Annotated in this window: 10 protein-coding genes; 4 read left to right on the top strand and 6 right to left on the bottom strand. The window is 71.8% G+C overall.

Annotation, left to right across the window (positions count from 1 at the left end):
* Window positions 1-555: hypothetical protein (locus ACWEQO_RS21165; protein WP_452984806.1), on the top strand; the 555-nt coding region annotated here is incomplete at its 5' end.
* Between the two features lie 117 nt (window positions 556-672).
* On the top strand, window positions 673-1389 hold the full coding sequence (locus tag ACWEQO_RS21160; RefSeq protein ID WP_452984805.1) for a class F sortase: 717 nt from the start codon (window positions 673-675) through the stop codon (window positions 1387-1389).
* Between the two features lie 90 nt (window positions 1390-1479).
* Here the strand turns inward: ACWEQO_RS21160 and ACWEQO_RS21155 are convergent, their stop codons facing one another.
* From ACWEQO_RS21155 to ACWEQO_RS21140, 4 genes are all read right to left on the bottom strand, one after another.
* Window positions 1480-3105: a cellulase family glycosylhydrolase gene (locus tag ACWEQO_RS21155; protein ID WP_452984804.1), complete on the bottom strand. Its 1626-nt coding sequence runs from the start codon at window positions 3103-3105 to the stop codon at window positions 1480-1482.
* A gap of 185 nt (window positions 3106-3290) precedes the next feature.
* Window positions 3291-4784 (bottom strand): tripartite tricarboxylate transporter permease, encoded by a 1494-nt coding sequence (locus ACWEQO_RS21150; RefSeq protein ID WP_452984803.1) that lies wholly within the window; start codon window positions 4782-4784, stop codon window positions 3291-3293.
* A gap of 1 nt (window position 4785) precedes the next feature.
* Window positions 4786-5325, bottom strand: a complete 540-nt coding sequence (locus ACWEQO_RS21145) for a tripartite tricarboxylate transporter TctB family protein (protein WP_452984802.1) — start codon at window positions 5323-5325, stop codon at window positions 4786-4788.
* Entirely contained in the window at window positions 5322-6305 is a 984-nt protein-coding gene (locus ACWEQO_RS21140; RefSeq protein ID WP_361457864.1) for a Bug family tripartite tricarboxylate transporter substrate binding protein, read from the bottom strand. The genes ACWEQO_RS21145 and ACWEQO_RS21140 overlap by 4 nt, the downstream gene beginning before the upstream one ends.
* Window positions 6306-6653: 348 nt before the next feature.
* Here ACWEQO_RS21140 and ACWEQO_RS21135 point away from each other — a divergent pair, with 348 nt between their 5' ends.
* Together ACWEQO_RS21135 and ACWEQO_RS21130 are read left to right on the top strand one after the other, a co-directional pair.
* On the top strand, window positions 6654-8366 hold the full coding sequence (locus ACWEQO_RS21135; protein ID WP_452984801.1) for an ATP-binding protein: 1713 nt from the start codon (window positions 6654-6656) through the stop codon (window positions 8364-8366).
* Complete coding sequence (locus tag ACWEQO_RS21130) at window positions 8363-9154, top strand: response regulator (RefSeq protein WP_452984800.1); 792 nt, start codon at window positions 8363-8365, stop codon at window positions 9152-9154. Before ACWEQO_RS21135 ends, ACWEQO_RS21130 begins: the two co-directional genes overlap by 4 nt.
* 67 nt (window positions 9155-9221) lie before the next feature.
* Here the strand turns inward: ACWEQO_RS21130 and ACWEQO_RS21125 are convergent, their stop codons facing one another.
* Window positions 9222-9893: a phosphatase PAP2 family protein gene (locus ACWEQO_RS21125; RefSeq protein WP_361457810.1), complete on the bottom strand. Its 672-nt coding sequence runs from the start codon at window positions 9891-9893 to the stop codon at window positions 9222-9224.
* A 175-nt stretch (window positions 9894-10068) separates the two neighbouring features.
* The gene (locus tag ACWEQO_RS21120; protein WP_452984799.1) at window positions 10069-12360 is read right to left on the bottom strand and encodes a heavy metal translocating P-type ATPase; all 2292 of its coding nucleotides are present in this window, start codon (window positions 12358-12360) and stop codon (window positions 10069-10071) included.
* Window positions 12361-12478 lie beyond the last annotated feature (118 nt).

Here is a 12478-nt window from a genome sequence, read left to right as displayed (position 1 = left end):
AAGAAGAAGCCGCACGGCGGAGTGCACACCGGTGGTGGGGCTCTCGCGGCCGTGAACGGGGACGACTGGAGCGGCAAGCACGACGAGGGCGGCTACGAGGACAAGGAGGACGAGGGGGACTACGAGGACGAGGGCGACTGCAAGGACGAGAAGAGCGACGAGTACAAGGACGAGAAGGGCGACTGCAGGGGCGACAAGGGCGACGAGTACAAGAACGACAAGGACGACGAGTACAAGAAGAAGCCGCACGGCGGAGTGCACACCGGTGGTGGGGCTCTCGCGGCCGTGAACGGGGACGACTGGAGCGGCAAGCACGACGAGGGCGGCTACAAGGACGAGGGCGGCTACAAGAAGGACGAGGGCGGCTACAAGGACGAGGGCGGCTACAAGGAGGACGAGGGCGGCTACAAGGAGAAGCCGCACGGCGGGGTGCACGCCGGCGGTGGCGGCCTCGCGGACCCGGGTGTCTCGGGCAGCGGCCTGGCCGCCCTGGCGGCTCTCGGTGCCGGTGCCTACGCGCTGAAGCGCAAGAAGGCCTCCGGAAGCGTGGCCTGAGCCATGCCTGACGTCATAGAAGTCGGGACCGCCGTACGCGCGTCGCGTGTACGGCGGTCCCGGCTCGCCCTTGCGTATGCCGTGTTCGCTGCCGTGTCCGAATGAGGTGGTACCCCGATGGCAGCCCGCCCCCTTTTCCCCGACCCCACCGATCCGACTCCGGCGAGGCGGAGACTGCGCGCCCTCATGACGGCGGTCTTCTGGGGTGCGGCGGCCCTGGTGCTTGCGGTGAGCCTGATCGGTGGCGGGAAGGAGCCCCCCGCCGACGCCCGCGGCCCGCACTCTCCTCCCGCGGCCTCCGCCGTGACATTCCCCTCGGCGTCCCCTTCTGCGTCGCCTTCGGCCTCCGGTTCCGCCACGACCGCGCCGCCGACCAAGGAGCTGCCACGGTCGGCCCCGACCCGGATCCGCATTCCCGACATCGACGTCGACGCGCCCTTCACCGATCTCGCCCTCGGAGCCTCGGGCCAGCTCGACGCACCGCCGGCGGACGACACCAACCTGGTCGGCTGGTTCGCCGACGGCGTGTCGCCGGGGGAGCGCGGGACGGCGATCATCGCCGGGCACGTGGACACGAAGACCTCGCCGGCCGTGTTCGCCCGGCTCTCCGAACTCGAGAAGGGCGACCGGTTCAAGGTGGAGCGGGCCGACGGGCGGGACGCGACGTTCGTGATCGACCACGCGGAGTCGTTCGCCAAGAAGAACTTCCCCGACGATCGGGTCTACGCCGATGCGGACGACGCCCAGGTCCGGCTCATCACCTGCTCCGGAGCCTACGACCGGGTGGCCAAGGACTACACCGAGAATCTGGTGGTCTTCGCCCATCTGGTCTGACCCGGACGGACCGCCCGCCACGGACGGCCGCCGACGTGGATCCGCTGCCCGGAAGGGGGAGAGAAGGCACCCTTCCGGGCAGCGCGTCCGTCAGGCCACGGAGCAGGCGGACCCGTTGAGGGTGAATGCCGAGGGACTCGGATCACGGTCCGTCGTGGTGGCCGTGAAGCCGAGGGTGACGGAGCCGGCCGCGGGGATCGCCGCTGTGTAGGGGGCCGAGGCGACACTGACCTCGGAACCGGTCTGGGCCGGGGTGCCGCCCCACATGTTGGTGATGCGCTGGGCGCCGGAGAAGGCCCAGTTCAGCATCCAGCCGTTGATAGCAGAGCTGCCGGTGTTGCGGACCGTGACCTCGCCCTGGAAGCCGCCGGGCCATTCGTTCGTCACCCGATACCGGATCTCGCAGGCGCCCTGGCTCCCGCCGGAGGGCGTGGTGACCGTCACCGGGGCGGACCGCTGTGAGCGGTTGCCGGCCGCGTCGCGGGCGTACACGGCGAAGGCGTAGGAGGTGGCGGGGGAGAGACCGGTGAGAGTCGCGGAGGTGCCGGCGGTGGTGGTGACCACCGTCTCGCCGCCGCCGTCGATCCGGACGACGTCGTAGCCCGTCACTCCGTTCGCGTCGGTGGACGCAGTCCAGGAGAGCGTGGCGGACGACGAGGTGACCGAGGAGACGGCCGGGGTGCCGGGGGTGGTCGGGGCCGTGGTGTCACCGCCCGGGCCGGAGGAGTAGATCGCGGCCTCCTCGGAGGTGGCCGCGATTCCGTCGGCGCCGTCGAAGAGACGCTCACCCCAGCCGGTCAGCCGGTCCGGGTCGAAGTTCGCGACCATGTCCAGGTACTCGACCCCGCCGCCGTTGCCGCTCCAGGACCAGCCGAGGTAGCCGATCCCGAGCTGCCGGGTGGCGGCCAGGATGGTGTCCTCGTCGGGGTCGCCGTCGGAGTGGTCGTGCCCGAACTCGCCCACGACGAGAGGCAGCCGGGCGGCGACGAAACGGCCCAGGTAGTCGCTGATCTCGGCCGCGGTGTCGAAGACGCCGTACATGTGGATGGAGAACACTGTGTTGGCGTCCGGGTCGGCGGCGAACACCGAGGCGGCGTTGTCACGCATGGTGAACGCCCAGTCCTGGCCCCAGTTGGGGGCGTCGACCATCAGCGTGTGGTCGAACCCGGCGTCGCGCAGCTTCCGGATCGCGGCCTTGGTGTCGGCCGTCCAGTTCGCGTAGCCGGTGTTGCCGTGGGGTTCGTTGCCGATGTTGACGATGACGTGGTCCTCCTGGCCCGTCAGCGCGCTCCGCACACCGATCCAGTAGTCGGCGGCGCGGGAGAGCGTCACCGCTCCGCTCTGCTCGCCGTAACCCGTGGTGTCGTGCACCTCGAGGACGCAGATCAGCCGGTTCCGCTTGCACTGCGCGACGACGTCGGCCACGTCGGCGGTGTCGTTGGCGGTCCAGCGGTCGCCGCTGGAGAGAACCACGCGCACGGTGTTGGCGCCCCTGGCCTTGATGTGCGCGAGAGAGCTGATCCGATCCGTGTACCAGGTGTGGGCGTGGTTGACGCCGCGCATCACGAAGTCGTTCCCGGAGGCCTCCAGCAGCCGGCCGTTCTCGACGCGGAAGCCGGTGGGGGCCGCGTGGGCCGGGGTGCCGAAGGCGAGCAGGAGGAGCAGGGCGGTCAGTACGAGCAGGGCCCGTAGCGGTAAGCGGTCGGTGACGCGCATGGTGTTCCCTTCCCTGGAGGAGGTGGGAGCGCTCCCATGAGGACATCAAGCCACTCTTGTCAGTGGCGCGTCAAGGGAGGGCGGTGGAGGGAAGTGCGCGCGGCGGTGTCGCGATGTCAAGGCGCTCCATGGGTGTGACGCACCTTGTGCGTCACACCCATGGGGCGGAGAACACCACGAGCGGATCAGGACTCGACGCGCCTGCGGAGCACCGTCCTCCTCAGCAGCGGCCAGGCCAGCAGCAGCACGGTGACCGCGTACACGGTCACCGAGAAGGGCGTGTTGACCAGGCCCCGGACGCTGCCGTCGCTGATCTGCAGCGCGCGGCGGAGCTGCTGCTCGGCGGCCGGGCCGAGGATGACGGCGATGATGGCGGGCAGCACCGGCAGGCCGTACCGCCGCATCCCGAAGCCGATCAGACCGATGATCAGCAGAATCACCAGGTCGATCACCTCGCCACCGACCGCGTACGCGCCGATCGCGGCGAAGAACAGGATCCCGGCGTACAGGTACGGTCGCGGGATGCGCAGCAGCCTCGCCCACACCGGTGCCAGTGGGAGGTTGAGGGCGAGCAGCAGCACCATGCCGACGAACAGGGAGGCGATCAAGCCCCACACCAGCTCGGGCTCGCGTTCGAAGAGCAGGGGGCCCGGCTGGATGCCGTACTGCTGGAAGGCGGCCAGCATCACCGCCGCGACGGCCGTGGTCGGCAGGCCGAGCGTCAGCATGGACACCAGCGTGCCCGCCGCCGAGGCCGACGCCGCAGACTCCGGTCCCGCCACGCCCTCGATGGCACCCTTGCCCCACTCGTCCTGGTGCTTGGACAGCCGCTTCTCCGTGACGTACGACAGGAACGTCGGGATCTCCGCGCCGCCCGCCGGAATCGCCCCGAAGGGGAAGCCGATGAACGGGCCGCGCATCCAGGACTTCCACGTGCGCCGCACGTCACCGCGGCCCAGCCACGGCCGGCCCACCGGAATCGGCTCGGGCGGCCTGCGCCGCAGATGCGCGGCGACCCACAGCGCCTCGCCGATGGCGAACAGGCCCACCGCGACGATCACCACATCGACGCCGTCGGCCAGTTGGAGGGAACCGAAGGTCAGCCGCTGCTGGCCGGTCATCTGGTCCAGCCCCACCAGACCGATCGTCAGGCCGATCAGCAGCGAGGCCAGGCCCCGGATCCGCGACGAACCCAGCACCGACGTCACGGCGATGAACGCCAGCACCATGATGGCGAAGTAGTCCGGCGCGCCGATGTCCACGGCGAGTTCGGCGACCGCCGGCGCCAGCGCGACCAGCAGGACCGTACCGACCATGCCACCCGTGAAGTGACCGATCGCAGCGGCGGCCAGCGCCTGCGCGCCACGACCGGACTTGGCCATGGGGTTGCCCTCCATGGCCGCGACCACGGCAGCGCTCTCCCCCGGTGTGTTCAGCAGGATCGAGGTCGTCGAACCGCCGAACATCGCGCCGTAGTAGATCCCCGCGAACATGATGAACGCCGCGATCGGGTCGAGTCCGTACGTCACCGGCAGCAGCAGCGCCACCGCCATCGCCGGGCCGATACCGGGCAGTACGCCGATCGCGGTGCCCAGCAGCACACCGATCGCGGCCCACAGCAGGTTGATCGGGGTCAGGGCCGTACCGAAGCCGTCCAGAAGGGAGTTGAGGGCGTTCACGTCACAGCACTCCCATCAGCGGACCACCGGGCAGCGGTACTCCGAGCAGGTTGTTGAACACGGTGTAGGCGACGAGGGAGACGACCGCCGCGATCAGCGGATCGCGGTCGAATCTGCGGCTGCCGAGGGCGAAGGCCGCGCCCCAGAAGAGCAGTGCGCCCGCGACCGGGAAGCCGAGCGGTTCGATGAGGACGGCCGAGCCGAGGAACACCCCGGCGAGCAGCAGCACCGTGCGCCAGTCGGCGGGTTCGGACAGGTCGACGTCCTCACCGGCCTCGGCCTGACCCCGGCCGCCGCGCAGCACGTCGACCGCGAGCAGGCCGGCGATGAGCAGCAGGCCGACGCCGACCACGACCGGTACCGTCCTCGGTCCGACGGGGCCGCGCTGGGTGATGTCGACGTCCATGGTGAGGGTATCGGCGAGGACGAGGAGGCCGAGCGCCAACAGCAGGGCACAGACGCCGAGTTCCGAGTGGTCGCGCAGCCAGGAACGCCGTTCGGTGGCGGGCTCGGGGGGCAGGTCGGTGGTCGGTGTGGTCACAGTCCGAGCTCCTTCAGGACGGACACCACGCGCTTGTCCTCGGCCTCCAGGAAGTCACCGAACTCCTCGCCCGTCAGGAAGGCGTCGTCCCAGCCGTTCTGCTTCATGGATGTGCGCCATTCGTCCGAATCGTGCAACTCCTCGGCCAGTGCCACGAGTTTGTCGCGCTCGGCGTCGGTCAGTCCGGGCGGGGCGACGAGGCCGCGCCAGTTGGTGAAGCTCACGTCGTAGCCCGCCTCCCGCAGTGTGGGCGCGTCGAGTCCGGTGACCCGCTCCGGTCCGGTGACCGCGAGCAGACGCAGCTCACCCGCCTTGATCTGGTCGAGATACTCACCGACGCCGGACACGCCGAACCCGACCTTGTTGCCGAGGATCGAGGCGAGCAGCTCGCCGCCACCGTCGAAGGGGATGTAGTTGACCTGCTTCGGGGCGATCCCGGCGGCCCGCGCCATCAGCATCGGCGCGAGATGGTCGGGTCCGCCGGGGGAGGAACCGCCGCCCACCGGGAGCTTGCCGGGGTTGTCCCTCCAGGCGCCGATCAGGTCGTCGATCGTCTTGTACGGGGAGTCCTTGGCGACCACGACGACGTCCTGCTCCTCGGTGAGCCGGGCGATCGGGGTGGTGTCGCCGAGGGTCTTCGGCGCGTCGTTGGACCGGACGGCGCCTACGACACCGAGGCCCATCGACATGGCGAGCTTGCCGTTGCCGTGTTCGCTCACCAGCCTGCTGAGGCCGACGGTGCCGCCGGCGCCGGGCAGGTTGAACACCTCGATGTTGTGGGTGAGCCCGGCGTCCTCGGCGTTCTTCGCGGCCGTACGGGCCGTGATGTCGTAGCCGCCGCCGGGCGTGTTGGGAACCATGAAGCGCAGGCCCGGGATCTGTGTGCCGGTCTCGGTGCCGCTGCCGGTCGTGAGCAGCGGCGGACCCACGAGTACCAGCACGGCGGCCCCGAGCAGGGCGAGGGGGGTGCGCAGGCGCACGAATGCCACCACCTGTCGGTCGGTCGTCCGGAGGTCACGCGACGCCCTGTGGGGGAGGGCGGCGTGCGCCACATGGTGCACGTGTGCCGACGGGCTGTCCCGCTTGCGGAACCAACGGAGGTTCTGGTCATTGCGTCAGCGGCCCGCCGCACGTCCGGGGCGGGCCCCGGGCGACCGGGTCGCGGCATTCTCGGGGCACCGCGGACAAGTTCGGATGGGCACGTGTCTTTCGCCCGGCGCAGGTGGACGCCATGATGGGGCAGCCCGTCACCCGCGTCGCACCGCGTCGTGCCCGCCGGAGGGCATCGCCGGCCGGAGAGCCCGTCGGCAGGAGAGATTGAGTACGTCGTGGCCGTCACCTTCCGCCGTCAGACCCTCGCGGGCGAGATGCTGGTGCTCCAGCTCGCCATCGTCGTGATGGTCCTGCTGGCGGTCGCCGCGGTCTCCCTGGCGCAGTCGGAGGCGACGTTCAACCGGGTCGAGGGTCGCCGGGTCGGCGCTCTCGCCGAACAGCTGGCCGCCAACCCGCTGGTGCGCAGCCGGCTGACGCGGCCGGTGCCCGGCGAGGCTCTCGCCGCGCTGGTGAACTCCACCCAGACGCAGTCCGGGGTCACTTCGGTGACCGTGGCCGGCCCGGACGGCCGGATCGTCGCCTCCACGAACCCCACGGTGATCGGTGAGCGGCTGCCACCGGGCGACGGCGCGGTACGCGGGCGCGGCTGGTCGGGACCCATGACGTTCGACGGCAGCCGTGAACGGGTCGCGCAGGTGCCGGTCCTCGGGGCGGACCGGCACAACCTCGGGCGCCACCTCGGCACGGTGATGATCGGCGTGGCCGACCCGACGGTGTGGCAGCGGCTCAGCGGCGCCTCCTCCTATCTGCTCGCCTATCTGGGCACCGCCAGCGGGCTGGGAGTGGCCGGCTCCTGGCTGCTCGCACGGCGGGTGAAGCGGCAGAGCCTCGGCCTCGAGCCGCGCGAGATCGCGGGGCTCGCCGAACACCGCGAGGCCATGCTGTACGGCATCGCCGAGGGCGTGGTCGCACTGGATCCACAGCACCGGCTCACCCTCGTCAACGAGGTGGGGCGCCGTCTGCTCGCCCTGCCCGAGGACTGCGTCGGCCAGAGCCTGGACTCCCTCGGCATCGGCGGACGGCTGCGGGACGTCCTCGCCGGAACGCAGGACCGGGCCGGGGACCCGTCGCGGCACGAGCCCGGTCGCCGGCGTGACGAGGTCGTCGTGCGGCACGGCCGGGTGCTGGTGATGAACCGGATGACCGTCACCAAGGAGGGGCGTCTCCTCGGTTCGGTCACCACCCTGCGCGACCGCACCGAACTCGCCCGTCTGGAAAGGGAGATCGGGTCCTTTCGCAGCTCCTCCGAGTTGCTGCGCGCCCAGGCGCACGAGTTCGCCAACCAATTGCACACGATCTCCGGACTCATCCAGATCGGCGAGCAGGACGAAGTCGTGCGTTACATCCGTGCCCTGAGCCGGCGCCGCCAGTCCCTCGACGTCACGCTCAGCCGGCGGGTGCGGGACACCGCCGTCGCCGCCCTGCTGACGGCGAAGGCCTCCCTCGCCGCGGAACGCAGGGTGACCCTGCGCATCTCCGACAACAGCGCCCTCGACCGGCTGGCCCCCGAGGATGCCGCCGACGTGGCGACGGTCGTGGGCAACCTCGTGGACAACGCCGTGGACGCGGCGGCCACCGTGGGAGATCCCGGTGCCGAGCCGGGGGCCGGGGGCCCTGACGGCGAGGGCGGGCACGCCGCCTGGGTCGAGGTCGAACTGCGCCAGGACGCCAACAGTGTGGAGATCGTCGTCCGTGACTCCGGCCCCGGAGTCGCCCCCGAACTGGCCCGCGAGGTCTTCTCGCACGGCTTCACCACCAAGGCCGCTCAGGAGGGCGAGCGCGGTATCGGCCTGGCGCTCACCCGTCTCGTCTGCGAACGTCACGGCGGTGAGATCTCGATGACCAACACCCCGGACGGAGCGATGTTCACCGCCCGCATGACCGTGAGCCACCTCGCCGACGCGGTGGCGGAAGGAGCCGGCCGATGACCAGTACGCACGAGGAGCACGCCGGGCCCGCACGCGCCGACGCGATCGACGTGCTCGTGGTCGACGACGACTTCATGGTGGCCCGTGTGCACCGTGCCTTCGTCGACCGCATCGAGGCGTTCCGGGTGGTCGGCGTCGCCAGCACCGGTGAGCAGGCCGTGGCCGCGGTGGACGAACTCCGGCCCGACCTGGTGCTGCTCGACCTGTATCTGCCGGACCTGTTCGGCCTCGAGGTGATTCCCCGGCTGCGCAGCGCGGGACACGACTGCGACGTGATGGTCATCAGCGCCGCACGGGAGGCGGAGACGGTGCGCGGGGCGGTCCGGCACGGGGTCGTCGACTATCTGCTCAAGCCGTTCGAGTTCGATGACCTGCGGGCCAGGCTGGAGCGGTACGCCGTCCAGCGCGGTCGGCTGCTGGACACGGTCGTACGCGGCCAGGCCGACGTGGACCGGGTGCTGGCCGGAGCGGCGGCGCCGGTCGTGACGTACGCGGCTCCGGTGCTGCCCAAGGGCATGAGTGTGGAGACCGCCGAACTGGTCGAGCGCACCCTGCGGGAGGCCGACGGCACGCTGTCGGCCACCGAGTGCGCCGCCCTCACCGGCGTCTCCAGGGTCAGCGCCCGCCGCTACCTGGAGCACTTCCACACCGTCGGCGCGGCTGAGGTCTCGCTGCGGTACGGGGTCGCGGGACGGCCGGAACGCCGCTACCGGTTCGTCGGACGGCCTCTGCGGCAGGCCCTCGGGCGGGCCGGGGAGGTCCGCCCGAAGGGCGGGACGCGGCTCTAGGCATGCTGTCCCGGGAGCGGCGGAAGACGGTGTTCATCTTCCCCGGTCAGCGGTCAGCGGTCAGCGGTCAGCGGGCCCGGGGCGGGCGCGGCCTTCTGTTCCCGTACGAGGCGGGGAGGCGGGCTGACGCCAGGGCGAGGGCGGTGGCCGCGCTCACGATGCCGAGTACCGCGCCGGCGACGACGTCTCCCGGATAGTGCACGCCCGTGTGGACGCGTGAGTAGCCCACCGCGCCGGCCAGCGCGCCGAGCGGGGCGGAGGCCGCGGGCAGGACCGTACCGACGGCGGTGGCGAAGGCGACCGCCGACGCGGTGTGCCCGGAGGGGAAGGAGGCCGAGGTGGGCATCGGGACGTGCCGGTCCACGGTCACCCGGGCCGCCTCCCGGTCCGGCCGGTCCCTGCGCACCAGACGCTTGCCGAGCAGATTGGCCGACGCCGACGCCACGGCTATGGCCCCCACGCCGACGAGCGCGGCCCGGCGCTGCTGCGACCCGCCCAGGGCGAGGGCGCCGGCGATGGCGAACGAGATCTTCGAATGGTCGGCCGCGTGCGAGAGGTGGCGCAGGGCCCGGTCGAGGGTGGGGGTGGGAGTGGCCGCCACCGCCGCGTACAGGGCGCCGTCCACGGCCCTGAGATCGCCGAGGACGGCGGACGCCACCCGGCGGATTCCGTCGGCGGGCCGGGCGGGCGCGGTGAGCGGACGGGCACCGCCCTGGTCGGTGGTGGTCGGCTCGCTCATTCGTCTCTCCCGCGGTGGCGTTGTGTGGGGGGTCCGCGTGTCCGGGGCCCGCTGGGCGCACCCGCACCGTGGACCGGGAATCACCAGGTGTCCACGGTACGCGTGGTCCACCCGGTGCGTCCCCGCGCCCCCGCCGCAGTCCGGCGGTCACCCCCGTCCGGGTGACCGCCGCCGGTCAGGCCGCCCGGAAGGTGCGCAGGCGGAGGGAGTTGCCGACGACGAAGACCGAGGAGAAGGCCATCGCCGCCCCCGCGATCATCGGGTTGAGCAGGCCGGCCGCGGCGAGCGGCAGCGCGGCGACGTTGTAGGCGAAGGCCCAGAACAGGTTGGACCGGATCGTGCCGAGAGTACGGCGGGCCAGCCGGATCGCGTCCGCCGCCGCCCGCAGGTCGCCCCGGACGAGGGTCAGGTCGCCGGCCTCGATGGCCGCGTCCGTGCCGGTGCCCATGGCCAGTCCGAGGTCGGCCTGGGCCAGTGCGGCCGCGTCGTTGACCCCGTCGCCGACCATCGCGACCGAGCGGCCTTCCGCCTGGAGGCGCTTGACGACGTCCACCTTGTCCTGCGGCAGCACCTCGGCGATCACGTCCTCCGGCGCGATCCCGACCTCGCGGGCGACGGTCCGTGCCACCGCCTCGTTGTCACCGGTCAGCAGGACGGGCCTGAGGCCGAGCGCACGCAGCCGGCGCACCGCCTCGGGGCTGGTCTCCTTCACCGCGTCGGCGATCTCCAGCACCGCGCGCGCCTCGCCGTCCCAGGCCACCGTGACGGCGGTGCGCCCGGCCGCCTGGGCCTTCTCCAGGGCCCGCGACAGCTCGGCCGGCAGCTTCAGTTCCCACTGCGCCAGCAGCTGCTCCCGGCCGACGAGCACCGCACGGCCCTCCACGACACCCTGGACGCCGAGTCCGGGCACGTTGCCGAAGTCCTCGGGGGAGGGCAGCGTGCCCAGCTTCTCCAGGGCGCCGTCGGCGACGGCACGGGCGATCGGGTGCTCGGAGGAGTGCTCCAGGGCGCCTGCCAGCCTCAGCACGTCGGCCTCGTCGGTGCCCTCGGCCGGGTGCACGGCGAGCAGGGTCATCCGGCCGGTGGTGACCGTGCCGGTCTTGTCGAGCACCACGGTGTCGACGCGGCGGGTGGTCTCCAGGACCTCCGGGCCCTTGATGAGGATGCCGAGCTGCGCGCCGCGCCCGGTGCCGACCATCAGCGCGGTCGGCGTGGCGAGGCCGAGGGCGCACGGGCAGGCGATGATCAGTACGGCCACGGCGGCGGTGAACGCGGCGGTCAGCCCGGCGCCGTTGCCCAGCCAGAAGCCCAGCGTGCCCAGGGCCAGCGCGATCACGACCGGTACGAAGACCGCGGAGATCCGGTCCGCGAGCCGCTGCGCGGCGGCCTTCCCGTTCTGCGCGTCCTCCACCATCTTCGCCATCCGGGCGAGCTGGGTGTCGGAGCCGATGCGGGTGGCCTCCACGACCAGGCGCCCGCCCGCGTTGAGCGTGGCCCCGGTGACCGCGTCCCCGGAGGCCACCTCCACCGGCACGGACTCCCCGGTGAGCATGGAGACGTCCAGTGCCGAAGTCCCCTCGACGACTGTCCCGTCGGTCGCGATCTTCTCGCCGGGGCGTACCAGGAAACGGTCGCCGACCGCCAACTCCTCGACAGGCACCGTCTCCTCGCGCCCGTCGGGCCGGAGCACGGTGACGTCCTTCGCGCCCAGTTCCATCAGCGCCCGCAGCGCCGCGCCCGCCTTCCGCTTGGCACGCGCCTCGAAGTACCGCCCGGCCAGGATGAACGCGGTGACACCCGCGGCGGCCTCCAGATAGATGTTCCCGGCGCCGTCCGAACGGGCGATGGTCAGTTCGAAGGGATGGGTCATGCCCGGGATGCCGGCGGTGCCGAAGAAGAGCGCCCACACCGACCACAGGAACGCCGCCGAGGTGCCGACCGAGACCAACGTGTCCATGGTGGCCGCACCGTGCCGCGCGTTGGTGAACGCCGCCCGGTGGAAGGGCCACGCCGCGTACGTCACGACCGGCGCCGCCAGCGTCAGGGACAGCCACTGCCAGTACTCGAACTGCAGGGCAGGGATCATCGCCATCGCGATGACGGGCACCGACAGCACCACGGCCGTGACCAACCGCTCCCGCAGCGACCGGAGCTCGTCGGGGGAGTCGGTGGAATCGGCGGAGCCGGAGGCGGCGGGGCCGTTCCCGCGCGCGGGCGGCGCGGGCTCCCGCGCCGTGTACCCGGTGGCCTCGACGGTGGCGATCAGGTCCTGGACGGTGACCGCGCCGTCGTGCGACACCCGGGCCTTCTCGGTGGCGTAGTTGACCGTGGCGGTGACCCCGTCCATCCGGTTGAGTTTCTTCTCGACCCGCGCGGCGCAGGAGGCGCAGGTCATCCCGCCGATGACCAGCTCCACCTCTTCCTGGGCCCCGGCCTCGCTCTCGGTGCCGGCTGTACGGACGGTCATGGGCGCTCCTGGTGACGAGGGCCGGCCTGGACGTGCCCGGCCGCCGGTTGCAGTATACGGGCCGGGGGTATCCCTCCCGATTCCAGGTATACCCCCGGGAGGTATGCGGATTCAAGGG

The sequence above is a fragment of the Streptomyces sp. NPDC004051 genome, assembly GCF_053604275.1.
This window is presented reverse-complemented; position numbering and strand designations above follow the sequence as displayed.